The 26,067-nt window shown below is 59.3% G+C and carries 18 protein-coding genes and 1 pseudogene; 18 read left to right on the top strand and 1 reads right to left on the bottom strand.

What is annotated here, in order from left to right; translation table 11 throughout:
• Window positions 1-10: 10 nt before the first annotated feature.
• The gene (gene narX, locus ACORQT_RS14370) at window positions 11-1,795 is read right to left on the bottom strand and encodes a nitrate/nitrite two-component system sensor histidine kinase NarX (protein ID WP_033643445.1); all 1,785 of its coding nucleotides are present in this window, start codon (window positions 1,793-1,795) and stop codon (window positions 11-13) included.
• A 351-nt stretch (window positions 1,796-2,146) separates the two neighbouring features.
• Between narX and ACORQT_RS14365 the strand changes: the two are divergent.
• From ACORQT_RS14365 to narJ, 18 genes and pseudogenes are all read left to right on the top strand, one after another.
• Window positions 2,147-3,542, top strand: a pseudogene (locus ACORQT_RS14365) (NarK family nitrate/nitrite MFS transporter).
• A gap of 771 nt (window positions 3,543-4,313) precedes the next feature.
• Window positions 4,314-5,213, top strand: coding sequence for a transcriptional regulator (locus ACORQT_RS14360; protein WP_033650894.1), 900 nt, complete (start codon window positions 4,314-4,316; stop codon window positions 5,211-5,213).
• A 178-nt stretch (window positions 5,214-5,391) separates the two neighbouring features.
• A complete protein-coding gene (locus ACORQT_RS14355; RefSeq protein ID WP_033643442.1) occupies window positions 5,392-6,354 on the top strand; it encodes an NAD-dependent epimerase/dehydratase family protein in 963 nt (320 codons plus the stop codon).
• Window positions 6,355-6,527: 173 nt separating this feature from the next.
• The gene (gene wecA, locus ACORQT_RS14350; RefSeq protein ID WP_444859187.1) at window positions 6,528-7,577 is read left to right on the top strand and encodes a UDP-N-acetylglucosamine--undecaprenyl-phosphate N-acetylglucosaminephosphotransferase; all 1,050 of its coding nucleotides are present in this window, start codon (window positions 6,528-6,530) and stop codon (window positions 7,575-7,577) included.
• Between the two features lie 45 nt (window positions 7,578-7,622).
• Window positions 7,623-8,756 (top strand): polysaccharide export protein, encoded by a 1,134-nt coding sequence (locus ACORQT_RS14345; protein ID WP_033650895.1) that lies wholly within the window; start codon window positions 7,623-7,625, stop codon window positions 8,754-8,756.
• A 27-nt stretch (window positions 8,757-8,783) separates the two neighbouring features.
• Window positions 8,784-10,955, top strand: a complete 2,172-nt coding sequence (locus tag ACORQT_RS14340) for a polysaccharide biosynthesis tyrosine autokinase (RefSeq protein ID WP_108680961.1) — start codon at window positions 8,784-8,786, stop codon at window positions 10,953-10,955.
• Window positions 10,956-10,959: 4 nt separating this feature from the next.
• The gene (locus ACORQT_RS14335; RefSeq protein WP_033643437.1) at window positions 10,960-12,249 is read left to right on the top strand and encodes a flippase; all 1,290 of its coding nucleotides are present in this window, start codon (window positions 10,960-10,962) and stop codon (window positions 12,247-12,249) included.
• A complete protein-coding gene (locus ACORQT_RS14330) occupies window positions 12,239-13,087 on the top strand; it encodes an ATP-grasp fold amidoligase family protein (protein ID WP_033643436.1) in 849 nt (282 codons plus the stop codon). The genes ACORQT_RS14335 and ACORQT_RS14330 overlap by 11 nt, the downstream gene beginning before the upstream one ends.
• Window positions 13,088-13,221: 134 nt before the next feature.
• A complete protein-coding gene (locus tag ACORQT_RS14325; protein WP_033643435.1) occupies window positions 13,222-14,127 on the top strand; it encodes a glycosyltransferase family 2 protein in 906 nt (301 codons plus the stop codon).
• A gap of 1 nt (window position 14,128) precedes the next feature.
• A complete protein-coding gene (locus ACORQT_RS14320; RefSeq protein ID WP_072627462.1) occupies window positions 14,129-15,184 on the top strand; it encodes a glycosyltransferase family 4 protein in 1,056 nt (351 codons plus the stop codon).
• Window positions 15,185-15,194: 10 nt separating this feature from the next.
• Entirely contained in the window at window positions 15,195-15,938 is a 744-nt protein-coding gene (locus tag ACORQT_RS14315) for a glycosyltransferase family 2 protein (RefSeq protein WP_033643433.1), read from the top strand.
• A complete protein-coding gene (locus tag ACORQT_RS14310) occupies window positions 15,935-17,818 on the top strand; it encodes a carbohydrate-binding protein CenC (RefSeq protein ID WP_060660600.1) in 1,884 nt (627 codons plus the stop codon). The genes ACORQT_RS14315 and ACORQT_RS14310 overlap by 4 nt, the downstream gene beginning before the upstream one ends.
• Before the next feature lie 12 nt (window positions 17,819-17,830).
• On the top strand, window positions 17,831-18,625 hold the full coding sequence (locus ACORQT_RS14305; protein ID WP_444859186.1) for a glycosyltransferase family 2 protein: 795 nt from the start codon (window positions 17,831-17,833) through the stop codon (window positions 18,623-18,625).
• On the top strand, window positions 18,604-18,816 hold the full coding sequence (locus ACORQT_RS14300; RefSeq protein ID WP_228287360.1) for a hypothetical protein: 213 nt from the start codon (window positions 18,604-18,606) through the stop codon (window positions 18,814-18,816). Before ACORQT_RS14305 ends, ACORQT_RS14300 begins: the two co-directional genes overlap by 22 nt.
• Before the next feature lie 45 nt (window positions 18,817-18,861).
• Window positions 18,862-19,764 carry a glycosyltransferase family 2 protein gene (locus ACORQT_RS14295; RefSeq protein ID WP_108680953.1) on the top strand — a complete coding sequence of 301 codons (903 nt, stop codon included), beginning with the start codon at window positions 18,862-18,864 and terminating at the stop codon, window positions 19,762-19,764.
• A 279-nt stretch (window positions 19,765-20,043) separates the two neighbouring features.
• Window positions 20,044-23,805 carry a nitrate reductase subunit alpha gene (locus tag ACORQT_RS14290; protein ID WP_164057346.1) on the top strand — a complete coding sequence of 1,254 codons (3,762 nt, stop codon included), beginning with the start codon at window positions 20,044-20,046 and terminating at the stop codon, window positions 23,803-23,805.
• On the top strand, window positions 23,802-25,346 hold the full coding sequence (gene narH, locus ACORQT_RS14285) for a nitrate reductase subunit beta (protein WP_164057345.1): 1,545 nt from the start codon (window positions 23,802-23,804) through the stop codon (window positions 25,344-25,346). The genes ACORQT_RS14290 and narH overlap by 4 nt, the downstream gene beginning before the upstream one ends.
• Entirely contained in the window at window positions 25,343-26,065 is a 723-nt protein-coding gene (narJ, locus tag ACORQT_RS14280; protein WP_033650904.1) for a nitrate reductase molybdenum cofactor assembly chaperone, read from the top strand. Before narH ends, narJ begins: the two co-directional genes overlap by 4 nt.
• Window positions 26,066-26,067: the final 2 nt, after the last annotated feature.

The raw sequence follows: 26,067 nt of genomic DNA, 5'->3' as shown, positions 1-26,067 counted from the left end.
GGTGTCTCCGTTAGTCGATGGCGTGGTTATCCGGCGTGAAGCTGACCCGCACCTCGGTGCCGCCGCCGCTGCGCGGTAAAATGTCGCAGCGGCCGTGCAGGCTCTTGGCGCGATCGCGCATGATGATCAAGCCGTAATGGTCGGGGCGAGAGGTCTCGGCCGGCAGGCCGCGTCCGTTGTCGCATACGCTCAGGGTCACTTCGCCGCGTTTATTGATGACCTGAATGCTTACCTCGCTGGCGGCGGCATGCTTAAGGATGTTGCTGAGCGCCTCGCGGGCGATCTGCAGCAGGTGTATGGCCTGATAGGCCGGCACCGTGCGCGGCCCCAGCTGATAATCGAGGCTGATGGTCAGGCCCAGTTTGGGGTTGAACTCCGCGACCGTCGATTGCAGCGCCGCCAGCAGACCCGGTTCGGTCAACTGCAGACGGAAGGTGGTCAGCAGTTCGCGCAGTTGGCGATAGGCGCCGTTCAGCTCTTCACGCATCTGTTGCACCAGCGCCTGGCTGGCGGCAGAGAGCGTTTCCCCCTGCATCTGCAGACAGGCGATCTGCATTTTCAGGCAGGAGAGCGATTGGGCGATGGAGTCGTGCAGCTCGCGGGCGATCGCCGCCCGCTCCTCCATCAGCATCAACTGCTGCTGGTGGTCGACCTGACGTTCGATGGCCAGCACGCTGGTCAGCTGTTCCACCAGGGTATTGATCAGTTGGCGATGTTCATCGTTCAGCGGTTGCTGCGGCGCATGTTGCGCCACGATCACGCCGTAGTCGCCGAGCTTGTCGCTCAGGCTCCAGCTCAGCGACGGATTGTTGGGATACTGGCGGTCGCTGTCGTTCAGGCAGGCGCTGCACACCGGGTTATGGCAATGCTCCGGCCTTAGCGGTTGGTTGCCGCTCAGCTGCAGCAGCGGTTCCCGGCTGTCGTTTTCATACAGCCGCACCTGAATGGCGCGCAGCGGCGTCAGGGTTTGCAATTGGTTGAGCAGCGGCGTCAGGCGACTGCACAGCGGCTCGCTGGCGTGCAGCTGGCGGCTGGCGCGATAGAGGAAGCTCAGCACCTGATTTTTCTGCTGCAGGTCGGCGGTCTTCTCGGCCACGCGCTGCTCCAGCCCGCTGTAGGTGGCCGACAGCTCGTCGGACATGGTGTTCAACGCGCCGCCGAGCGACGCCATTTCATCCTGATGGCCGCGCTGCGCAAAGCGGCGGCTAAAATCACCGCGGCCTACCGCCAGGGCCATCTCCACCAGTTGCCGCCAGGGATGCAGCAACCGGCGCCGCAGGTAGCAGGTGGTGCCGATCAACAGCAGTAGCGTCAGCGCAATAAAGCCGGCCTGCACCAGCGTCACCATCAGCAGGCGGCGTTCGGTTTGCCTGTCGATATCCGACACCAGCTTATCCAACAACCGCACGAAGTGCGCGACCTGGGGCGCGGCGTCGGCCGGCTGCTGCGCGCTGCGCAGGCGAGGTTGCAGCGTCTGTTGCCAATAGTCGCGCAGGGCGTTGAAAGGCTGCGTCAACCCTTCCTGCTCCACCGAACGCTGCAGGTCGGGGCTGTTTTCGTCGCGCTCCAGTTCCCGGATCAGCGCTTCGTGCCGTTCATCCAGCGGCACCTGCGCCAGCAGCCGGTAGCTTTGCATGCGCAGCGAGCCGGCCTTGTTGATGGCGTGCGCGTTGCCCTGAATGCTTTGCGACATCCAGGCGGAAATCCCCATGCCGGCCACGCCCAGCATGCCCGACAGCAACATCAGCAGGGCGACCTGATTCACGATCGAAAGCGGGGCCAACAGGCGTTTCATAAGTGCGGATTCCTGGCGTTTGGCGCCGCTGAAGCTCAGGGGCGAAGGCGGCGATGGGGCTAAACAAGTCACGATTCAGCCGTATTTTTGATTATCCCTGCGCATAACCCCATACCTCGAATGAAGTACCCATTAGTTTCCAGGGGCGCGTCGAGACGGCAAGAAAACGAAAGTGATAGTGATTAGTTTATTGATTTAAATGAATTTAATTTTTGGTTAGGGCGTACCCCTAAGGGGATGAAGGCGCCATTTCCGCCGCCAACTACTTGCATGCGGGTTGATATACATCAACTTTGCCGCCGGGGCCGCCCCCTAGGGTGTGCGGAATGATCCCCCGTGTCTGAGGTTTTTATGTCGCAACTTGCAACGCCTTCATCAAAGAAAACCGGTGCGCTGATTCAGGACTGGCGCCCTGAAGACAGCGCTTTTTGGCAGCAGCGTGGCCAGCGCATCGCCACCCGCAACCTGTGGATTTCCATTCCCTGTCTGCTGCTGGCCTTCTGCGTCTGGATGCTGTTCAGCGCCGTCGCGGTCAACCTGAACAAGGTCGGCTTCAATTTTACCACCGACCAGCTGTTTCTCCTGACGGCGCTGCCGTCGGTCTCGGGCGCCATTTTGCGCGTACCGTATTCCTTCGTGATCCCGCTGTTTGGCGGCCGTCGCTGGACCGCCATCAGCACCTGCTTCCTGCTGGTGCCCTGCCTGTGGCTCGGGTTTGCGGTGCAGGACAGCAGTACGCCGTACAGCGTGTTCGTCATTATTTCCCTGCTGTGCGGTTTCGCCGGCGCCAACTTTGCTTCCAGCATGGCCAACATCAGCTTCTTCTTCCCGAAAGCGCGTCAGGGCGGGGCGTTGGGGCTCAACGGCGGGTTGGGCAATCTGGGCGTCAGCGTCATGCAGCTGGTCGCGCCGCTGGCGATTTCCTTCAGCCTGTTCGGCCTGTTTGGCGGCACGGCGCAAAACCAGGTGGAGGGGGGGCCAGCTGTGGCTGGAAAACGCCGCCTGGATCTGGGTGCCGTTCCTGCTGGTCGGCACGTTGGCGGCCTGGTTCGGCATGAACGATCTGGCGGCGGCCAAGGCATCGCTGCGTCAGCAACTGCCGGTGCTCAAGCGTGGGCATCTGTGGATGCTGAGTCTGCTGTATCTCGCGACCTTTGGCTCTTTCATCGGTTTCTCCGCCGGCTTCGCCATGCTGTCGAAGACGCAGTTCCCCGACGTGGTGATCTTGCATTACGCGTTTTTCGGGCCGTTCCTGGGGGCGCTGGCGCGGCCGGTCGGCGGCGCGTTGTCTGACCGTTTCGGCGGTGTGCGGGTGACGTTGATCAACTTTGTGGTCATGGCCGTTTTTGCCGCGCTGTTGTTCCTGACCTTGCCGAGTGCGGGCGAGGGCGGGTCGTTCATCGCCTTCTACGGCATCTTTATGGTGCTGTTCCTCACTGCGGGGTTGGGCAGCGGATCGACTTTCCAAATGATCGCCGTTATTTTCCGCAAAATCACCGTCGATCGCGTTAAAGCGGCCGGCGGCAGCGATGAAAGCGCGCAGCGTGAGGCAGTAACCGATTCCGCCGCCGCATTGGGCTTTATCTCGGCGATTGGCGCCGCCGGCGGCTTCTTCATTCCGCAGGCCTTTGGCACCTCACTGGCGCTGACCGGTTCACCTGCGGGCGCGATGAAAGTGTTCCTGGTATTTTACATTTTGTGCGTCGTGATCACCTGGGCGGTGTATGGCCGCAAGAAAAAAGCCTGAGTGTCAAACGACTTTCTCTATCCCTCCCGACAGGGGAGGGATATTTCGTTCATACCGAAACTTCTCTCTTCTCCTCCTCAGTGAAATTTTCTGCCTTTAGGTAAAATTCTCACCCCCGCTTGCCGTTTTTTTCTTTTTTTATAGTTATATCTCTCAATGTATGAATCCTTTCTCACAAAAGGTTTATATTATTCACGCGGTTTTTTCGTTTTGTTGAGCGTGTTCTTACTATTAAACAATTAATGCTTTTTCCTGCGTTTAAATGAAATTGCTTAGGAGAATACCTAATTGATGTGCGTATTATAAAATCAGCAATAGGGTTTTGTCTTAGATGCTGCGCCCGTTGGATGGAATGAACGCCGGAGTTAAATCAGATAACTCTCATTCTGTTTTTTCCGTCTTTTTGTAGTCTATCTGACGTTCAGATTAGGTGGAAAAACAGAATGAATTCAGGGCGAAGAATGAAATTTCACAATTTCATTCGATTAACAATCAAGCAACGCCGTTAGTTTTTTCTTTCTAAATCAAAGAGGTGCTAGTTTGAATTTTACGGTAGCCAGGAAAGAAATCCATGTTGCCAACAGGGAAATAGAGTCGTTTGGATAAACGGAACATCCTGAATCAGGCTTAATGTAAAAAATGAAATCAGAAAATTTTTATAAAAGCCAATATCCGATGAATGCAACCTGTTGAGTTTACATTTAATTTCTTGAACATTTTTTGATATTTCTATACAAAGTGTGCAGGACAGGCACGCTAAGGAAATTAAAAGTGAATCTTGATAAAAGAATAAAGATTAGGAATCTCGATGTTCTGACTCCTGCCGGGGAGAAATTCCGTCTGCGTTGGAAGGAGTATCAAATTCTTTCGCTGCTTGTCGCCAGATCCCCCGAGCTGGTTACCCGAACGGAAATTATAGAAAATATCTGGAAAGGAACCTATTGTTCAGATTCAACGATAAATCAAACAATTAAATCCATTCGTCAGAAAATTAGCGATTCGGAACACACGCTTATCAGAACCATTCCACGCTTGGGTTACAAGGTGGAAAATCAAGCGGCTTTTCACTTTATATCTGAAGATGAAGACTACGCCGATGATGATATATTAAACGGTAACGATGATATTGACGTTGATATTCAAGCGGAACTTTCTGAAAGTGAAAATGAATCGCCTGTAGCCAACGACGAGAAAATAGTTAAGCCGCGTAAATCGACCCTCGTTTCTGCGCCTGTTGCGGCGATGGATTCCTCTCAAGATCCGGCGCATGAAAAGAAGTCGCTATCCGTGCGCCGCTTTTTCAGCGTGCCTGCCAGTCGCGTGGTGAAATACCTGACGGTGTTTGCCTCGTTACTGGTTATTTCACATTTTTCATATGTCCTGGGCAACCAAACCCGTCCGCCGGTGATCAATGATATTCAGAACAACACGCGCGTGGTGTTGACGCTGACGCTGAATAATCCCCATACCAACAGCCCGCAAACGCTGTTCTGTCTGTACCAGGGAGAGAACATGGATCAGGCCACCATCGAATGTGTCGATCCTAAACAAGGCCAGCTGAAATTGCCGGTAAAATATGAGACCTCTTCCTCCACCGGTAAAGGTCGGATTAATCTCATATTGCCGAATAAAACCTTGCAATATCAAGTTGCTTACGATGTTAAAAATTAGCGCTGAATGAGGTTTTATCTATAGCGATAATTTTACATTTGATGAAATCTTTTATTTCATAATTTGTTATTTGAAAGCCAGGTTCGATTTGTCCAGTCTGGAACTCATTACCTAACGCGTATTAGCGCCTGTCCCAATCGGGTGACGGGAATAATGAGAACCTGCTGAGTGACAAATTATGGATAAGCGTAAAGTAGCTATTATCGGGGGTTCCGGTTTTATCGGAACACGCCTGGCGAAACGTCTCAGTAAGCGCGATGATCTGACATTGGTCATCGTCGATAAGCAACCCAGTGCACATTTTCCATCCCTTTATCAGTATGGCGATGTGACTCAACCTCAGACTTTGCAAGAACCGCTGGCGGGCTGTGACGCCATCATTAATCTGGCGGCGGAGCATCAGGACAATGTCGATCCCATTTCGCTCTATTATCAGGTCAATGTCGAAGGCGCACGTCATGTCTGCATGACCGCCTCTGCATTGAATATCCGCCAAATCATTTTCACCTCCTCGGTCGCCGTTTACGGGTTCGTCAAGCAGGAAACCGGCGAAGAAGGGCGTTTCGAACCTTTCAACCATTACGGCAAGTCCAAGCTCGAGGCGGAATATGTTTATGAGGCCTGGCGCAAGGCAGACGCCGCAAATAAATTGACCATCATCCGTCCGACGGTGGTGTTCGGCGAAGGCAACCGCGGCAACGTGTATAACCTGTTCCGCCAGATCGCCAGCGGCCGTTTCGTGATGATTGGCAGCGGCAATAATATGAAATCGATGGCTTACGTCGAGAATATTGCTGCACGGCTGGAGCATGCGTTGGATCAGCAGTCCAGTTATCAGGTCAGTAACTATGTCGATAAACCGGACTTTACGATGAATCAGCTGGTCGACGTTATTTCCTCTTCATTGGGCAGGGAAAATAAGACGATTCGCATTCCTTACGCCTTGGGAATATGCGGCGCAACCGCATTGGATGTCGTGAGTAAAATAAGTCGCAAGAAATTTCCAATCAGTCGCGTCAGAGTGCAGAAATTCTGTGCCAGAACGCAATTTAAAAGCAATGTGCAGAATAATTTCGTTGCGCCGGTCGAACTTGATTCGGCAATCGAAAGAACCATTAAACATGAGTTTTCTGATAGATAACTTAATCGCACGCTGACGTTATTTCGATATTTTCGCTGACAAGCGGATAAATCTGCATTTTCAGGATTAGCGCATGCTGACTTATATCCTGGCCGGATCAATTTTGTTTTTGTTAATAGCGCATTGGGAGCTGTAACTCAAGGGCGGTAGCGTGCTTATTCGCTGGAGGAACGATGTTATATCAACTGAGCGTGATATTTGTGCTGGCGGTGGCGTGGGTGCTTATTGCCCGCCGCGCCGCCTTGGTGGTGGGGTTAGTGGATAAGCCCAATGCGCGCAAGCAACATCTGGGGCACATTCCGCTGGTCGGCGGCATCGCCGTGTACCTGACGCTGATGCTGATGACGCTGTGGCAACCCGCCTGGCTGCCCGAAAGCACGATCTACCTGCTGTGCATAACGGCGCTGGTGGTGTTGGGCGTGCTGGATGACCGCTTTGATCTGCCCGTGGCGCCGCGCGTCATGGTGCAGGGAGGGATCGCGCTGGCGATGATGCTGGCGGCAGGGATGCAACTCTCCTCGCTGGGTTATGTCTGGGGGCATCAGGAAGTGATGCTCGGCTATGGCGCGTTGCTGCTCACGCCGCTGGCGGTATGGGGAGCGATCAATGCCTACAACATGGTGGATGGCATCGATGGGCAGTTGGGCGCTTTGTCCTGCGTCACCTTCGTCGCGCTGGCCATCGTGTTCGGGCTGGGCGGCCGGGAAGACCTGGCGCTGTGGTGTCTGGGCCTGATCGCCGCTCTGGCGGCTTATCTGCTGTTCAACCTGAGTCTGTTCGGTGCGCGCAGCAAGATCTTTATGGGGGACGCCGGCAGCATGGTGATCGGCTTCAGCGTGCTGTGGCTGGTGTTGCTGGCGACCCAGGGACCGCAGGCGGTGATGCGCCCGGTGACCGCGCTGTGGCTGATCGCCATTCCTCTGATGGACATGGTGACGGTGATGGTGCGCCGCCTGCTGCGCCGCCAAAGCCCATTCAAAGCGGGGCGCGATCATTTGCACCATATTCTGATGCGTTGCGGACTGAATGCGCGCCAGGCGCTGGCGATGAGCACCATGCTGGCGGTGACGCTGGCCAGCATCGGCATCTGCAGCGAAGTGCTGAAACTGCAAGAGAGTCTGATGCTGGTGGCGTTTCTGCTCTGTTTTTGCGGCTATTTCGCCCTGTTGCGCGAGCCGCGTCAGGCGACGGTGTTCAGCGATAATCCGACCGTCGGCCGTTAATCCCCTCACGGGCTGCGGCGGCAGCCCGTTTATCACGGTACTTCCATGAATTTTCATTTGCCTCTTTTGATGCCGTTGGCCTTTACCTCCGCGCTGTTGAGCGGGTGTACGGTGATTCCCGGCTCACATTTACCTACCAGCGGAAAAGCCGTCGTCGTGCAGCAAGACGACGGTTTTGATTTGAATAACCAGGTGCAGGTCTACCGCATGTCGCCGATGTTGCTGCAGAAAATGCGGCGCGTAGAACCGGTCGCCCGGCCGAACCCGGCGCTGGATCAGCGGCTGCAGAACTATCAATACCGTATCGGCGTCGGCGACGTGTTGAACGTCACCGTCTGGGATCACCCTGAGCTGACTACGCCGGCCGGGCAGTACCGCAGCGCCAGCGACACCGGTAACTGGGTCCATGCCGATGGCACGATTTTTTATCCCTATATCGGGCGAGTGGCGGTGGTGGGCAAAACCGTCACCGAAGTGCGCAGCCTGATCGCCGGCCGTCTGGCGCAGTATGTGGAAAGCCCGCAGGTGGATGTCAGCATCGCCGCTTTCCGTTCGCAGAAGGCTTATGTGACCGGTGAGGTGAAAACCTCCGGCCAGCAGGCGATCACCAACGTGCCGCTGACCATCCTGGATGCGATCAACGCCGCCGGCGGCCTGACGGAGAACGCCGACTGGCGCAACGTGGTGCTGACCCATCAGGGCAAGGATCGGGCCATCTCGCTGCAGGCGCTGATGCAGCGCGGCGACATCAGTCAGAACGCGTTGCTGCAGCCGGGTGACATCCTTTACGTCCCGCGCAATGACGAACTGAAAGTGTTCGTGATGGGCGAAGTGGGCAAGCAAGCGACGCTGAAGATGGATCGCAGCGGCATGACGTTGACCGAGGCCCTCGGCTCTTCCGAAGGGATCAGCCAGACGGTCGCGGATGCGACCGGGGTATTCGTGATCCGGCCGAGCGGCGGCAAAACGCCGCAGCGGCTGGCGACGCTGTATCAGTTCGACCTTTCCGACGCCAGCGCGCTGGCGATGGGCGCTGAATTTCAGCTGCAACCTTACGACGTCGTGTACGTCACTGCGGCGCCGGTCGCGCGCTGGAATCGTTTGATCAGCCAGCTGGTGCCGACCATCAGCAGCTTTAACGATCTCAGCGAGGCTACCTTGCGCGTGCGCAACTGGTAAATCCGCAGGATGAATAAGGAACAGAAAATGAAGAACAATGCGCTGTCCGTGATGGTGGCCGAACAAGATGAAAAGCTGGAGTGGGAGCGTCTGGTAGGGCCGCTTTGGGATAACCGCTGGCGGATCGCCGTCGTAACCGGCGTGGCCGGCGCGCTGGGCGTCGCCTATGCCCTGTTGGCGACCCCGGTGTATCAGGCCACGGCGGTGGTGCAGGTGGAGAAACAGTTGTCCGGCGACTCGCTGCTGCGCGAAACGCTGGACAGCTCGATGGGGCAGAATTCGGCGACGCAGGATGAAGTGACGCTGGCCAAGTCGCGCTACGTGCTCGGCAAAACGGTGGATGCCCTTGGCCTGACGGTGCGCGTCGAGCCGGACTATTTCCCGGTATTCGGTAAAGGTTTTGCCCGACTGAGCGGCGAAAAGGCGCCGGTGCTGGACATCACCACGTTGACGACGCCGCCGGAAATGGAGGGCGAAGCGCTGACGCTGACGGTGCGCGATGGGCAGCATTACGAGCTGAGCCATGACGGCGCCAAACTGTTCAGCGGCGCGGTCGGGCAGCCGGTGGCGCAGGGCGGATGGAACATGGCCGTCTCGGCGCTGGACGCGGCGCCGGGCGCCAGCTTCACGGTGGTCAAAGTCGCGCGCCAGAAAGCGGTGGACGATCTGCGCAAAAATCTTGACGTAGTGCCGGGCGGTAAAGACAGCGGCATCATGACCTTTACGCTGCCGAGTGAAGATCCGCAGCGCGCCGAGGCGGTGCTGAAGAACATCACCGACAACTACCTGCAGCAGAACGTGGATCGCAAAACGGAAGAGGCGCAGCGAATGCTGGCGTTCCTGCAAGAGCAACTGCCGCAAACGCAAACCTCGCTCAACAACGCCGAAACCCAGCTCAATCAGTTCCGTCAGCAAAACGACTCGGTGGATCTGTCGCTGGAAGCCAAATCGGTGTTGGACACGCAGGTGCAGCTCGAAGCGCAGCTCAATGAACTGACCTTCAAGGAAGCGGAGATCTCCAAGCTCTATACCCGCGCGCACCCGGCTTACCGGGCGCTGCTGGAAAAGCGCGCCACGCTGGAAGCGGAAAAGGCGCGGCTGGGCAAACAGGTGCAGACGCTGCCGAAAATGCAGCAGGAGATCCTGCGTCTCACCCGAGACGTGCAGGTGGATCAGCAGGTTTACATGCAGCTGATGAACAAGCAGCAGGAGCTGAGCATCAGCAAGGCCGGCACGGTAGGCAACGTGCGCATCATCGATGAAGCGGAAACTGCCATTCGGCCGATCCAGCCGCAAAAGATGCTGATCGTGTTGTTGGCGCTGCTGCTGGGCGCCGGGGGCGCCGCCGCGGTGGTGCTGTTGCGCGCGGCCTTCCACCGCGGCATCAATGATATCGATACGCTGGAGAAGCGGGGCATCAACGTCTACGCCACCGTGCCGCTGTCGCCGTGGCAGGTGAAGCGCAACCGCGAGCAGCGTCATCTGTTGCCCAAATCCGGCGGCCGGCGCCTGCCGATCCTGGCGGTGGCCGAGCCGACGGATCTGTCGGTGGAGGCAATCCGCAGCCTGCGTACCAGCCTGCATTTCGCCATGCTGGAAGCCAAAAACAATATTCTGATGGTCTCCGGCGCCAGCCCGGAAAGCGGCAAGAGCTTCACCAGCACCAACCTGGCGGTGGTAGTGGCGCAGGCCGGGCAGCGGGTGTTGCTGATCGACGCGGATATGCGCAAAGGCTTCCTGCATCGCTGGCTGGCCGAGGATGGACATCGCGGTTTGTCCGACATGCTGGTGGGCGACGTGATGGCGGAACAGGCGGTGCGGAAAACCGCCATCGCCAACCTGGACTTCGTGCCGCGCGGCCAGGTGCCGCCGAATCCATCCGAACTGCTGATGCATCGCCGCTTCGCCGACTTCCTGCGCTGGGCCGGGCAACACTACGATCTGGTGCTGATCGATACGCCACCGATTCTGGCGGTGACGGATGCGGCGATCGTCGGTCATCACGCCGGCACCTCGCTGCTGGTGGTGCGTTTTGAAGTGAACACCGTCAAGCAGATCGAAACCAGCATGCGCCGTTTCGAACAGAATGGCGTGGCGATCAAAGGCGTGATCCTCAACGGCATGGTGAAAAAATCCGCCGCCGATGCGGGTTACTACGCCTTCGCCTATCCGAGCCATCAGGAAGAAAAGGTGCCGTAAGCGCATGAAAGCGATGCTGATGAACTCTTTGTGGTTAATGCTGGAGCGGGTATCGCTGAGTCTGTCGGGGATTTTCGTTTCGGTGTACGTCGCGCGCTATCTCGGGCCGGCGCAATACGGTTTGATTAACTACTTGCTGTCGGTGATCGCCATCGCCGTGCCGCTGGTGCAGCTGGGGGCGGACGCGGTGCTGTTCAACCGCGTCGCCAAACGGCGCCGGAGCGGCATGCGGCTGATGCTGGCTTCGATGCGCATCCGCCGCCAGCTGTTTGCGCTGATCGCGCTGCCGCTGATGGCCTGGACGCTGTTGACGCAGGATCGCACCAACCAAATCATGATGCTGCTGATGTTGATCAGCGCGTATTTCTCCGTGCAGGACGTCTACAAAATCTATTACGACGCGCTGCTGAAGTCGAAGTTGAACACGTTGATCAACAACGTCGCGCTGTTGCTGTCGATCGTGATGCGGCTCGGCCTGGTGTACGCGCAATTGCCGCTGGTGTGGTTTGCGCTGCCCTATGTGCTGAGCAGCCTGCTGCCTTATGCGGTGCGCTGGGTGCTGTTCCGTCGCGAGCAGGCGCAGATGCCGGCGATCAGCGGCAGACACAAACGGCGCTACGGCCGCTACCTGTTCAGCGTCGGCTTGCCGCTGGCGATCTCCAGCCTGTCGATCGTCATTTATACGCGCATCGATCAGATCATGCTGGGCAACTATTTGGGAGAACACAGCGTCGGGCTTTACAGCGCCGCCATCACGCTGAGCCAGGGGTGGGTATTCGTGCCCATCGCGCTGATCATGTCGATGATGCCAGGCGTGGCGAACGCCGGTTCGGAGCAGGAACAAGAGGCGCGCATTCGCCAGCTGTATCTGATGGTGCTGGTGCTTTCGATGCCAGTGATAGCGGTGCTGTCGCTGTTTCCGCAGCAGATAGTCGCGCTGATGTTCGGCGAAAGTTACCGGCAAACGGCGACCATTTTGGCGCTGTGCTCGGTGACGTCGCTGTTCTCGGTGATGGGAACGGTGTCTTACCGCGCCATCGTGCTGTTCAGCGGCTATCGATTCATCGCCATCAAAATGCCGCTGGCGGCGTTGGCCAACGTGGTGATGAATTTCATCCTGATCCCGCGCTACGGGATCATGGGCGCGGCGATATCGACGTTGATCACGGAGTTTATTTCATTCTTTGTGCTCAACAGCTTTTTCAGAGGAGGAAAAATTACGCGTTTGCAGGTGACTTGCTATCGGTGTTTTCCGCAATTAATAGGGAAGGTACGAGAAATATATGTTAAATAATCTGGTGAAAGGGTTATACCGACGTATGCCCGATGCAATATATCATCAGTTAAAATACGCAATGTTTTTCCGCAAGGTGCCGCATCTGGCCCATCCGGTGGGGTACAGCGAAAAACTGATGCGTAGGAAAGTTTATCCACTGGCGATATATACGCAGCTATCCGATAAATATCGGGTGAGAGAGTATATCGAACAGCTATGGGGTAAAGAGTATTTGATCGATCTTTACGCGCACGGCAACGAATTTACGGAAGAGATGTATCAGCAGCTGCCCGAGTCGTTTGTGATTAAAGCCAACCATGGCAGCGGATATAACAAGCTGGTATTTGATAAAAGCCAAACCGGTTATAACGAACTGCGGGTGTTGACCAACAGTTGGCTGCGGCAAAGTTTTTATCAGGTTTATCGCGAGCGGCATTATAAAGATATTCCACCTTGCATCATGGTGGAAAGAATGCTGATCGACGAAGGGCAAATACCGAACGACATCAAGATCCACTGTTTTAATCTTGACGGTGAGGTGCGCTTCTTTATTCAGATCGATTATCAGCGCTTTATCGATCATCGCCGCGATTTCTTTGATGCGGACTGGAACCGCACCGAGATCCGCATGGGCGTGCCGAACAGCGACGTGCCGATGTCGCGCCCCAGCGGGCTAAAGGAGATGCTGCGGCTGGCGCGCCAGGTGGCGGAACAATTCTCGTACGTACGCGTCGATTTTTATCAGGTGCAGGATCGCATTTATTTTGGCGAGCTGACTTTCACCCCGGGGGCCGGATTACAACGGCTGATGCCAGAAACGATTGAACAAGAATGGGGAGGGTATTTTCATACGTAGCTGAAACAGGCCGTTGGCTGCGCGTACTCGACCCGAGGCGGGGGGATAACCGGGCAGGGATATGCTGCGATAACAAACTTTTTCTCTGGCATCAGGCTGCACTCGCCAGTTGATAATAGCTTTTGAGGTATTAAATGGACTTATCAATTGTTATTCCCGCTTTTAATAATTCAAACCATCTCGCCGCCACGCTGGCGCGCATGACCCATTATTGCGCCGGTTTTGATTATGAAATTATCGTGGTCGATTATTCATCGGAAGCCGGTGAGTCGGAAAAGATACACGGACTGTTGGCGGCGAATCATCGCGCCAGACTGCATGAAAGCCGGGTGCGCGGCAATATCGCCGTCGCCTGCAATATCGGTTTTCGCCTGGCGCGTTCTGAGGTGGTTTTTTTTCTGGAACCGGAAGATATGTTTGGCACCAATTATATCATCCGGCGCTTGAGACGGCATGAGGACACGCGGATCGATATCGTGTTCGGCAATTACACCACGGTCAACGACAAGAATGTGCGCAGCTACGTGTTTAATTATCAAGAGGGCGTGGCCGGGGAAGATTTCTTATTTATCGAGATGGGGGATATTCGCACCTCGACCATCAGCGTGCGCAAGAAACAAGACCGGCGGTTTTTATTTCCGGAGTTTTTGGCCCGTTACCAGGACTGGGGGTTTTTGGTCAACGCCACCAACCTGGGCGCCCGGGTGGTTCACGATCAGGGCGGTGGGGTGTTCATCCGCTGCGGCGACGAGGATCTGAACCGCTGCCGATTGAACATCGACGCCAGCGAACGCTTTATCGATACCTATCTGCAGGCCAGCGGCCGTTACATCAGCGGCTTTGCCTGTAAACACCTGCTGGCTTCGCTGTACAGCGAAGATCTGCAGGCTTTCAACTACTACTCATCGCGCATGGAGCGCCACACCCTGAGCGGCAAATTCAAGGCGATCAAGCTGTATGGCGACTGTCTGGCCAGGCTGGGACTGTTTCCATTGGGGGGGAGGCTGCTGCGCACGGCCCGCGAGGGATTACGGAGGTGACATGCAACCGCGGAAAATCGCAATTGTAATCGAAGACATCGGCGGCAAAGGCGGCACCGAACGGGTGGCCAGCAGCCTGGCCAATGCGCTGACCACCCGCTTCGGCCACCAGGTCGAACTGATATCCATCTGCGGGGATCGGGCGTTCTATCCGCTGGAGCCGGCGGTGACGCTGCGCTTCATGCGCGGCAAGACGCTGCTCTGGCCGTGGCGCCTGGCGCTGTTCTTACGCCGCGGCCGCTATGACGCCATCATCACCGTCTCGATGGGGAAACTCTCGGTGATCATGGTGCCTTACCTGCGGCTGTTGTGTCCCGGCAGCCGGTTGGTGCTGAGTGAACATGTCAGTTTCCACCAGTATCCGTGGCCGATGAAGTGGCTGAAGGTGCTGATCTACCGGCTGGGCGATCGCACCGTGCTGCTGACGCAAAAAGATCTGGCGAATATCGGCCGCTGGGTGCCCGCCCGCAAATGTCGGGTGATTGAGAACGTGTCGCCGTTTCCGCTGCGGGCGCCGCACCCGGAACAGCAACAGCCGGTGGCGCTGGCGGTCGGCCGACTGTGCCACCAGAAAGGCTTCGACCGGCTGATCGCCGCCTGGCGGCAGGTGGCGCAGCAGGCGCCGGAGTGGCGGCTGCACATCGTCGGCGATGGCCCGGATCGGGCGGCGTTGCAACGGCAGATCGCCGATTACGGGCTCGACGATCGGGTGCAGCTGCTGCCGGCCACCGCCGATATCGCCGGGCATTACCGGCAGGCGAGCCTGTTGCTGATGACCTCTCGCTACGAAGGCCTGCCGATGGTGCTGATCGAAGCCATGAGCTTTGGCCTGCCGCTGGTGGCTTTCGACTGTCTGACCGGCCCGGCGGAGCTGATCGACGATCGCGAGAACGGTTATCTGGTGGCGGACGGCGACGTCGACACCTTCAGTCAGCGCGTCCTGGCGCTGATCGGCGACGGCGAACTGCGTCGCCGCTTCTCCCACCGTGCGTTGGAAAAGGCGCAGCGGTTTGTGCCTGAACGTATTTACCCCCAGTGGCAAGAGCTTATCGTCTGAGGTAATCATCATGGAAAAAGTGTCCGTCATTATGCCGGCTTATAACGCCGCCGGTTTTATCCGCGAGTCGATCCTTGGCGTATTGAATCAAACTTATCAGGACTATCACCTGTATGTGATTGACGACGCCTCCACCGACAACACCGCTGAGGTGGTCAAGCCGTTCATTCACGATCGGCTGACCTACATCCGCAACAACGCCAATCAGGGGGTGGCCGAAACGCGCAACATCGCCATCGAGGCGGCGCGCGGCGACTACATCGCGTTTTGCGACAGCGACGATGTTTGGCACCCGAATAAGCTGGCCCGCCAGGTCGGCATCCTTAAAACCCAGCGTTACGACGTGGTCTGCTCGCACTATTACACCTTCGAGAATGACCTGGCGCAGGTGAAAAATTACCGCGGCGCCGGGGAGATCATCGCCTACCGCGACATGTTGAAAAGCAACTGGATCGGCAACCTGACCGGCATGTACAACCAGCGCCGGGTCGGCAAGGTCTACCAGCGCAAGGTCGGGCACGAAGACTACGTGATGTGGCTGTCTATTCTGGAGCGCGCGCGCAATCGCCTGGCGTACTGCATTCCGGAGCCGCTGGCGTTTTACCGGCTGTCCGCCAATTCGCTGTCCGGCAACAAGATCCGCGCGGCGGACTGGCAGTGGCAGATCTACCGTCGTCATCTGGGGCTCTCTTATCAAAAATCCTGCTATCTGTTCTTCTCCTACCTGTACAGCGCGGTGATGAAAAGACAATGACCAGCAAAATCTTGAACGCAGCCTGCGTGCTGATCGGATGCGGGCTGGCGGCTCAGGCCGGGGCGGCGGGCTGCGAGACCAATCTGCTGACCAACCCCGGCTTTGAGCAGGGACAGACGGGCTGGTCGCTGCCGCCGGCCAAGGTGATCTCCGGCGGCCGCAGCGGCCGCGCCAGCCTGTACTACAGCAATCCTGACCCGGCGGAGTATCACCAGATGCTGCAAACGCTGCAGGTGAAAGCAGGCCAGACGATCGCGTTCGGTGTGTGGGTGCGCGGCGATAACCTGCGCGGCAAAGGCGATCAGCCGGGCGCCGGGGTGTACGTCGAAAGCTATGACGCCAAGGGGCGCCACCTGGCCGGCAGCTACCCGCAAGGCCTGCTGGGCAGCAGCGGTTGGCAGCCGGTGGAGGGCAGCTTCACCGTACCGGCAGAGGCCACCACCACCGTACTGGGGCTGTATATGCGCAAGGGCACGACCGGCAACGCCTGGTTCGACGATGCCTACGTTTGCAGCCAGCCGACGGCGCCGGCGTTGTATCAGATGCGCGCCGGCGGGCAATCGGCCTCCAGCCTGATCGAAGTGCAGCAGCCTCAGGAAGTGCAGGTGGAAAGTACGCTGCTCGATAGCCAACGCACCGCCGTGCGGCAGGAGAGCCGCCGCTACCATGTCGCCGAGCGTCAGCGCGTAGAGTTCTCGCTGCCGGCCAACCTGGCCGCCGGCGAGTACCGCCTGCAGCAGCAGGTGACGGACGTGGCGTCGAAGCACAGCCGGAGCAGCGAAATGCCGGTCAGCATCGGCGAGGCGCCGCCGAAAGTGGCGTTGGACGAGCAGGGCTATACGCTGCGGCAGGGCAAGCGCTTCTTTCCGCTGGGCATCTACATGTACGGCAACATGGCGACCGATGAGCATCTGGCGCGCATCCGCGACGCCGGTTTCAACACCGTGCTGAATTACAACTACGGCGCAGGGCGCGACCCGTACGCCTATTTTCGCAAAACGCAGCAGTACGGGCTGCAGGTGATTTTCTCGCTGAAGGATTTCTACCCCGGCCTCGACTCTGCGCCGAAAACGCGCCTGAGCTACCCGCAGTTGACGGCGTCTTATGTGGAGAAGTTTAAAACTCAGCCGAACCTGCTCGCCTGGTACATCAACGATGAGCTGGCGCCGAAGTACGCGCCGCAGATAGAGCAGATGCATCTGCAGGTGAAGCAACAAGACCCTGACCATCTGACCTTTCAGGCGCTAAATCAGACCGGCGCGCTCAACGCCTATTTCAACAGTTCCGACGTGTTGGCCAGCGATCCTTATCCGGTCGGACGCGATGCCGATATGACGCGCACGCTGGAATACTCGCGCCTGACGGTACAGGTGGCGCGCCAGGCGAAGGGCGCCTGGCTGGTGATGCAGATCATGGATCACGCCGCCTATGAGCCGCACCGCAAGCCGCGCCAGCCGAGCGAAGCGGAGATCCGCAACCAGGCCTGGCTGGGGCTGATCGGCGGCGTCAAAGGGCTGCTGTTCTACTCCTATACCGACCTGTTCTACAAGCGCCGCAGCGGCGATTTCAACCAACAGGAATTCGACGGTATCTGGCAAGGGGTTGCCCGCGTGGCGCAACAGATCGACAGCTTCACGCCGTACCTGCTCTCGGGCGAAAGCGCGACGCTGTCCGGCAACAACACCGCCGTACCGGCGCGGCTGTTTATCGACGGCGAGCGCGGCCTGGTGCTGATCGCCAACCCGTACTATCGGCCGATGGCCGCCCGTTTTGACCTGCCGCCCGGCTGGCGCTGGCAGGGGCAGCCGCAGATCGACGCCAAATTGCCCGCGGTGGGCAGCAGCGCGCTGTGGGTGCAACGAGACACTAGCAATCAATAAGGATACCCGTTCATGACTATCACGCTAAGCCTGATCGTCCCGGTGTATAAGGTGGAAGCCTACATCGAAGCGTGCCTAGACTCGGTGCTGAGTCAATTGCCCGACTGGGCGGAAGTGATCCTCGTCGATGACGGCAGCCCGGACGGCTCCATCGCCGTCGCGCAAGAGGTGCTGTGCCGTTATCCGGCGTTGAAAACGCAGGTCAGCATCCTGCGCCAGGATAACCAGGGGTTGAGCGCCGCGCGCAACGCCGGGATCGCCCATGCCGAAGGCGAATATCTCGGTTTTCTGGACTCCGACGACGTGCTGCTGCCGGGCTATTTCAGCATTTTGGGGCGCCTGCTGGCGGATAACCCGCAGGTGGAGATCGTGGCGTTCAACGCCCAGCGCTTCTCGCGGCTGAAAAACGGCCAGATAGAACCGGATGGCCTGATGGCGATCGTGCCCGGCAACGCCGCGCCACAGGAGCGCGAGCCGCATATGGCGCTGTTGGCGGACAGTTTTAACCGCAGCCTGTGGTACGCCTGGGCGCGGATTTATCACCGTTCGCTGTTCAACGACGCCGCGTTTCCGGCGGGGCGCAACTTCGAGGATATCCAGCTGATCCCGCAGCTGTATCTGAAAGCGAACCGCATCGTGGTGTGCGACACGCCGTTGGTAGGATACCGCGCTAACCCCAACGGCATCACGCGCGCGCCGAAGCGGCGGGATTTGGACGATCTCGATTATGCCATCGAGCGCGCTGACAGCGGGCGCCGCCGCGAGGGGGGAAGGGATTCCACTCGGTGCTGTTCGTCACCACGCTGAAGGCGCGTCTGCTGGTCGGGCTGGACTTCTTCGGCCTGCGTGACGCGCTGCGGGAAACCGCCGAGCTGAAACGGCGCTATGCCCGGCTGCGGGCGGAGGAGCGGCAAATGCTGAGCCGCAAGAACCGCCTGTTCTACCGCAGTCCGCTGGTCTACTACCTGATGGCCAGTCTCTACAACCGTTTCGGGTGAATCTGACCGTGCCCGAACGACGATAAACCCGTGTGGAAGCCCATTATGAGTATCAAAGTCAGCGTCATTATTCCGACCTATGGCCGCAGCGAACTGCTGGCGCGCGCCATCGACAGCGTCCTGGCGCAAACCCATCAGCCGGTGGAGATCGTGGTGGTAGACGATAATCCGCCGGACCATCCGCAGCGCCAGGCCACCCGCGAACGGCTGGCCGGCTATATTGCCGCCGGGCAGGTCGTCTATTGCCCGCGCGCGCGCAACGGCGGCGGGGCGCGGGCGCGCAACAGCGGCATCCTGCGCGCCACCGGGGAATACCTCACTTTTCTGGACGACGACGATTATTACCATCCGGAGAAGATCGCCCGTCAGCTGGCCTTTATGCAGCGCGGCGATTACCCCGTCAGCCTGTGCGATATGGATATTCTGCAGGACGGCCAAATCAGCGCCGAGCGCTATTACCGCGCCCGCTGCGACGGCCTGGAGGACTTCATGCTGGCCGGCGTCGCTTACACGCCGATGATCATGCTGCGCCGCGAGGCGGCGATCGCGGTGCGCGGGTTCTTCAATACCCCGCGTTATCAGGATCATATCTTCATTTATCGCCTGCTGGCGGCGGGCATGCGCATCGGCACGTTGCACGAGCGCCTGGCGGTGCATAACGATCACGACGGTGAGCGTATTACCTCCAGCCCGAAAGGCATCATCGGCTATCACAACAAAATGCAGTTCGAGCGCCGGTTGATGCCGCAGATTTCGCCGCGGGCGCGCAAGGTGATGCGGCTGCGCCACACCTGCATCATGTCGCGCATCATCACCGACAGCCGAAGCCGTCTCGGCGGCGTGCTGCACGGTATGAAGGGCATCATCTACGTCAACAGCGGAGTGATGGCCGGCGTTTACATGAAGAACATTCTGCGCAACGTCTTCTTCCGCGGCGTCCCTTTTTGAAACCCGACGCGGGGTTTTCCCCCGCGTCCTACCCCCAAATACCCCGTCTTGCCTCCCGCCCGTTCACCTTCATCTTGAGATTCTGATTTATTCGTTTTAATTCAATCAATTAATCCTATTTCTCACCCCTATACTTTGGTGGTATTTCCCGCCCGGCGCACGCGTCGCCCGCCGCTTTCTCTTGATCGCAATCAATTTGCCGCCGGTTGGCCGTCAGTAGGCTGGCGGCAGATTGAGCATGTCTTCTTATAACGACAAGAGCCTTCAGGAGCATTCCGGATGAGCAAATTTTTAGACCGTTTCCGCTATTTCAAGCAGTTGGCGGAGCCTTTTTCTGGCGATCACGGCCAGACCTTGAACACCAATCGCGACTGGGAAGACGGCTACCGCAGCCGTTGGCAGCATGACAAAGTGGTGCGTTCCACCCACGGCGTGAACTGCACCGGTTCCTGCAGTTGGAAGATCTACGTGAAGAATGGTCTGGTGACCTGGGAAACCCAGCAAACCGACTATCCGCGCACCCGCCCCGATCTGCCCAACCATGAACCGCGCGGCTGCCCGCGCGGCGCCAGCTACTCCTGGTACCTGTACAGCGCCAACCGGCTGAAATACCCGCTGATGCGCAAGCGGCTGCTCAAACTGTGGCGCGAGGCGAAAGCGCAGCACAGCGATCCGGTCGAGGCCTGGGGATCGATCGTCGGCGATGCGGAAAAAGCCAAAAGCTACAAGGTGGCGCGCGGCCGCGGCGGTTTCGTCCGCTCCAGCTGGCAAGAGGTCAATGAACTGATCGCCGCCGCCAACGTCTATACCGCCAAAACCTTCGGCCCTGACCGCATTATCGGCTTCTCGCCGATCCCGGCGATGTCGATGGTGTCCTACGCCGCCGGCGCCCGTTACCTGTCGCTGATCGGCGGCGCCTGCCTGAGCTTCTACGACTGGTATTGCGATTTGCCGCCGGCTTCGCCGATGACCTGGGGCGAGCAGACCGACGTGCCGGAGTCCGCCGACTGGTACAACTCCTCCTACATCATCGCCTGGGGCTCCAACGTGCCGCAGACGCGCACCCCGGACGCCCACTTCTTTACCGAAGTGCGCTACAAGGGTACCAAAACCGTGGCGGTGACGCCGGACTACGCCGAAGTCGCCAAGCTGTGCGACCACTGGCTGAATCCGAAGCAGGGCACCGACAGCGCGATGGCGCTGGCGATGGGCCATGTGATGCTGAAAGAGTTCCATCTCGATCGCGAAGTCGGCTACTTCCGCGACTACGTGCGCCGCTATACCGACATGTCGATGCTGGTGCTGCTGGAGCCGCGTGAAGGCGGCCACTACGCCGCCGGCCGCCTGCTGCGCGCCGCCGATCTGGTGGACGGACTGGGCCAGGAAAACAATCCCGAGTGGAAAACCGTCGCTATCGACAGCCGCAGCGGCGAGCTGGTGGCGCCGCAGGGCTCCATCGGTTTCCGCTGGGGCGAGAAGGGCAAGTGGAACCTGGAGCAGCGCGAAGGCAAGTCGCAACAGGAAGTCGAGCTGCAGCTCAGTCTGCTGGGCATGCATGACGACGTTGCCGAGGTGGGCTTCCCGTACTTCGGCGGCGCCGACAGCGAGCATTTCAACAGCGTGGCGCTGGACGAAATCCTGCTGCACAAGCTGCCGGTGAAACGCCTGCGGCTGGCGGACGGCAGCGAAGCGCTGGTGACCAGCGTGTATGACCTGCTGCTTGCCAACTACGGCCTGGAGCGCGGGCTGGGCGACGCCAACTGCGCCGCCGACTATGACGAGGTCAAGGCTTACAGCCCGGCCTGGGCCGAGCAGATCACCGGCGTGTCGCGTCACAACATCATCCGCATTGCCCGCGAGTTCGCGGAAAACGCCGAGAAGACCCACGGCCGTTCGATGATCATTGTCGGCGCCGGCGTCAACCACTGGTATCACATGGACATGACCTACCGCGGCCTGATCAATATGCTGATCTTCTGCGGTTGCGTCGGCCAGAGCGGCGGCGGCTGGGCGCACTACGTCGGCCAGGAAAAACTGCGGCCGCAAACCGGCTGGCTGCCGCTGGCGTTCGGCCTTGACTGGCAGCGCCCGCCGCGCCATATGAACAGCACCTCGTTCTTCTACAACCATTCCAGCCAATGGCGCTATGAAACCGTCGGCGCCGATGAGCTGCTGTCGCCGCTGGCGGACAAATCGCGCTTCGGCGGCAGCCTGATCGACTTCAACGTGCGCGCGGAGCGCATGGGCTGGCTGCCGTCGGCGCCGCAGCTGGGCGCTAACCCGCTGCGCCTGGCGGAGCAGGCCCGTGCCGCCGGCCAGTCGCCGGTTGAGTTCACCGTCGACAGCCTGAAGAGCGGCGCGCTGGGCTTTGCCGCCGAGCAGCCGGACAATCCGCAGAACTTCCCGCGCAACCTGTTCGTCTGGCGCTCCAACCTGCTGGGTTCTTCCGGCAAGGGCCATGAATACATGCTCAAATACCTGTTGGGCACCGAGAACGGCATCCAGGGGAAAGATCTCGGCCAGCAGGGCGGCGTGAAGCCGCAGGAAGTGGAATGGCGCGAGCAGGGCGGCGAAGGCAAACTGGATCTGGTGGTGACGCTCGATTTCCGCATGTCGAGCACCTGCCTGTATTCCGACGTGGTGCTGCCGACCGCCACCTGGTACGAAAAAGACGACATGAACACCTCCGACATGCACCCGTTCATTCATCCGCTGTCGGCGGCGGTCGATCCGGCCTGGGATTCGAAGAGCGACTGGGAAATCTACAAGGGCATCGCCAAAGCCTTCTCCGAGGTGTGCGTCGGCCATCTGGGCCAGGAAACCGACGTGGTGACCTTGCCTATTCAGCACGACTCCGCCGCCGAGCTGGCGCAGCCTTACGGCGTGCAGGACTGGAAGAAAGGCGAGTGCGAACTGATCCCCGGCAAAACCGCGCCGCACATCATCGCGGTGGAGCGCGATTATCCGGCCACCTACGAGCGTTTTACCGCCTTGGGGCCGTTGATGGACAAACTGGGCAACGGCGGCAAGGGCATCAACTGGAACACCCAGACCGAGGTCGATTTCCTCAAGCAGCTTAACTACGTCAAGGCCGACGGCCCGGCGGCGGGGCGGCCGAAGATCGAGAGCGCGATAGACGCGGCGGAAGTGATCCTGTCGCTGGCGCCGGAAACCAACGGCCAGGTGGCGGTGAAAGCCTGGGAAGCGCTGAGCAACGTCACCGGACGCGATCACCGGCATCTGGCGCTGAACAAGGAAGACGAGAAAATTCGCTTCCGCGACATTCAGGCGCAGCCGCGCAAAATCATCTCCAGCCCAACCTGGTCCGGCCTGGAAGACGAGCACGTCTCCTATAACGCCTGCTACACCAACGTGCATGAGCTGATCCCGTGGCGCACCCTCAGCGGCCGTCAGCAGCTGTATCAGGATCACGAGTGGATGCGCGCCTTCGGCGAAAGCCTGCTGGCGTATAGGCCGCCGATCGACACCCGCGCCGCGCAGCCGCTGCTCAACAGCAAACCGAACGGCAACAAGGAGAAGGCGCTGAACTTCCTGACGCCGCACCAGAAGTGGGGCATCCACTCCACCTACAGCGACAACCTGCTGATGCTGACGCTGTCGCGCGGCGGCCCGATCGTCTGGCTGAGCGAAGACGACGCCAAAGATCTGGGCATCGCGGACAACGACTGGATCGAGGCCTTCAACGCCAACGGCGCGCTGACGGCGCGCGCGGTGGTCAGCCAGCGTATCCCGGCGGGGATGACCATGATGTACCACGCGCAGGAGCGCATCGTGAATCTGCCCGGCTCGGAGATCACTCGCCAACGCGGCGGCATCCATAACTCGGTGACCCGCGCTTGCCCGAAACCGACCCACATGATCGGCGGCTATGCGCAGCTGGCCTACGGCTTCAACTACTACGGCACCGTCGGCTCCAACCGCGACGAGTTCGTGGTGGTGCGCAAAATGAACCGTATTGATTGGTTGGACGATGAAGGCAACGACTACGCGCAGGGCAGTCAGCAGGAGAACAACAAATGAAAATTCGTTCGCAAGTCGGCATGGTGCTGAATCTGGACAAGTGCATCGGTTGCCACACCTGTTCGGTCACCTGCAAGAACGTCTGGACCAGCCGCGAGGGGATGGAATACGCCTGGTTCAACAACGTGGAAAGCAAGCCCGGCGTCGGGTATCCGCACGCCTGGGAAGATCAGGAGAAGTGGAAGGGCGGCTGGATCCGTAAAATCAACGGCAAGCTGGAGCCGCGCATGGGCAACCGCGTCGGCGTGCTGGCGAAAATCTTCGCCAACCCGGACGTGCCGGCGCTGGATGACTACTACGAGCCGTTCGATTACGACTACCAGCACCTGCACACCGCCAAACAGGGCAAACACCAGCCGGTGGCGCGCCCGCGCTCGGTGATCACCGGCCGGCGCATGAACAAGATCGAAAACGGCCCGAACTGGGAAGAGATCCTCGGCGGAGAGTTCGAAAAACGTTCGCAGGACAAGAACTTCGACAACCTGCAGAAGGCGATGTACGGCCAGTTCGAAAACACCTTCATGATGTATTTGCCGCGCCTGTGCGAGCACTGCCTCAACCCGGCCTGCGTCGCCACCTGCCCGAGCGGGGCGATCTACAAGCGCGGCGAAGACGGCATCGTGCTGATCGATCAGGACAAGTGTCGCGGTTGGCGCATGTGTCTGACCGGTTGCCCGTACAAGAAAATCTACTTCAACTGGAAGAGCGGCAAGTCCGAGAAGTGCATCTTCTGCTACCCGCGCATCGAAGCCGGGCAGCCGACGGTCTGTTCGGAAACCTGCGTCGGCCGCATCCGCTACCTCGGCGTGCTGCTGTACGACGCCGATCGCATCGAACAGGCGGCGGCGGTGGAAAACGACAAGGATCTGTACCAGAGCCAGCTCGATATCTTCCTCGATCCGCATGACCCGAAGGTGATTGCTCAGGCGCTGGCGGACGGCGTGCCGCAGGGCGTCATTGAAGCCGCTCAGCAGTCGCCGGTGTACAAAATGGCGATGGACTGGAAACTGGCGCTGCCGCTGCATCCGGAATACCGCACGCTGCCGATGGTGTGGTACGTGCCGCCGTTGTCGCCGATTCAGTCGGCCGCCGACGCCGGCGAGCTGGCGCACAGCGGCGTATTGCCGGACGTCGAGAGCCTGCGCATTCCGGTGCAGTATCTGGCGAACCTGCTGACCGCCGGCGATACCGAGCCGGTGCTGCTGGCGCTGAAACGCATGCTGGCGATGCGCCACTACAAACGGGCGGAAACCGTCGACGGCGTGGTGGACATCAGCGCGCTGGAGCAGGTCGGTCTGAGCGAAGCGCAGGCGCAGGAGATGTATCGCTACCTGGCGATCGCCAACTATGAAGATCGCTTCGTGGTGCCGTCGAGCCACCGCGAGCTGGCGCGTGAAGCCTTCCCCGAAAGCAAAGGCTGCGGTTTCAGCTTCGGCGACGGCTGCCACGGCAGCGACGGCAAGTTCAATCTGTTCAACAGCCGTCGTATCGACGCCATCGACGTGACCGCGAAAACCGCGCGGTCGGAGGATGCCTCATGATCAGCCTGAAAGTGATCGCCCGCCTGCTGGATTACCCGGAGCAGGCGCTGTTTGACCATCAGCAGGCGCTGATTGAAGCGCTGGAACCGGCCAGCGAGCTGGATCTGCACCACAGCGCGCTGCTGATTCTGTTTATCCGCCGGCTGTGCGCGCGCCCGTTGCTGGACGCGCAGGCCGACTATTGCGAGCTGTTCGATCGCGGCCGCGCCACCTCGCTGCTGCTGTTTGAGCACGTGCACGGCGAGTCGCGCGATCGCGGCCAGGCGATGGTTGACCTGATGGCGCAGTACCGCGCCGCCGGGCTGGAGATCGACAGCCGCGAGCTGCCTGATTTCCTGCCGCTGTACCTGGAGTATTTGGCCAGCCGCAGCGCGGCACAGGCGCGGGAAGGGCTGCAGGACATTGCGCCGATCCTGGCGCTGCTGGGCGCGCGCTTGCAGCAGCGCGAAAGCCCGTACGCGGTGCTGTTCGATCTGCTGTTGGCGCTGTCCGGCAGCGATGCGCAGGCGCAGGCGCTGAAGACGCAGGTGGCGCAAGAGGCGCGCGACGATACGCCGCAGGCGCTGGATGCGGTATGGGAAGAGGAGCAGGTCAAATTTCTCGGCGAGCAGGGCTGCGCCTCCGCCCAGCAGACGGCGCACCAGCGGCGCTTCGCCGGCGCGGTGGCGCCACAGTATCTGGACCTGACGGATGCGTTAACCGGAACCAAAGGACGCTAATT

Source organism: Serratia sp. (in: enterobacteria) (genome assembly GCF_052400455.1).
In the GTDB taxonomy this organism is placed as follows: Bacteria; Pseudomonadota; Gammaproteobacteria; order Enterobacterales; family Enterobacteriaceae; genus Serratia; species Serratia ureilytica.
This window is presented reverse-complemented; position numbering and strand designations above follow the sequence as displayed.

What these genes read in the sequence shown, in the direction of transcription:
- narX (WP_033643445.1), bottom strand. Translation starts at nt 1,795, where the DNA reads ATGAAACGCCTGTTGGCCCCGCTTTCGATCGTGAATCAGGTCGCCCTG.
- ACORQT_RS14355 (WP_033643442.1), top strand. Translation starts at nt 5,392, where the DNA reads ATGGATAAGCGTAAAGTAGCTATTATCGGGGGTTCCGGTTTTATCGGA.
- wecA (WP_444859187.1), top strand. Translation starts at nt 6,528, where the DNA reads ATGTTATATCAACTGAGCGTGATATTTGTGCTGGCGGTGGCGTGGGTG.
- ACORQT_RS14345 (WP_033650895.1), top strand. Translation starts at nt 7,623, where the DNA reads ATGAATTTTCATTTGCCTCTTTTGATGCCGTTGGCCTTTACCTCCGCG.
- ACORQT_RS14340 (WP_108680961.1), top strand. Translation starts at nt 8,784, where the DNA reads ATGAAGAACAATGCGCTGTCCGTGATGGTGGCCGAACAAGATGAAAAG.
- ACORQT_RS14335 (WP_033643437.1), top strand. Translation starts at nt 10,960, where the DNA reads ATGAAAGCGATGCTGATGAACTCTTTGTGGTTAATGCTGGAGCGGGTA.
- ACORQT_RS14330 (WP_033643436.1), top strand. Translation starts at nt 12,239, where the DNA reads ATGTTAAATAATCTGGTGAAAGGGTTATACCGACGTATGCCCGATGCA.
- ACORQT_RS14325 (WP_033643435.1), top strand. Translation starts at nt 13,222, where the DNA reads ATGGACTTATCAATTGTTATTCCCGCTTTTAATAATTCAAACCATCTC.
- ACORQT_RS14320 (WP_072627462.1), top strand. Translation starts at nt 14,129, where the DNA reads ATGCAACCGCGGAAAATCGCAATTGTAATCGAAGACATCGGCGGCAAA.
- ACORQT_RS14315 (WP_033643433.1), top strand. Translation starts at nt 15,195, where the DNA reads ATGGAAAAAGTGTCCGTCATTATGCCGGCTTATAACGCCGCCGGTTTT.
- ACORQT_RS14310 (WP_060660600.1), top strand. Translation starts at nt 15,935, where the DNA reads ATGACCAGCAAAATCTTGAACGCAGCCTGCGTGCTGATCGGATGCGGG.
- ACORQT_RS14305 (WP_444859186.1), top strand. Translation starts at nt 17,831, where the DNA reads ATGACTATCACGCTAAGCCTGATCGTCCCGGTGTATAAGGTGGAAGCC.
- ACORQT_RS14295 (WP_108680953.1), top strand. Translation starts at nt 18,862, where the DNA reads ATGAGTATCAAAGTCAGCGTCATTATTCCGACCTATGGCCGCAGCGAA.
- ACORQT_RS14290 (WP_164057346.1), top strand. Translation starts at nt 20,044, where the DNA reads ATGAGCAAATTTTTAGACCGTTTCCGCTATTTCAAGCAGTTGGCGGAG.
- narH (WP_164057345.1), top strand. Translation starts at nt 23,802, where the DNA reads ATGAAAATTCGTTCGCAAGTCGGCATGGTGCTGAATCTGGACAAGTGC.
- narJ (WP_033650904.1), top strand. Translation starts at nt 25,343, where the DNA reads ATGATCAGCCTGAAAGTGATCGCCCGCCTGCTGGATTACCCGGAGCAG.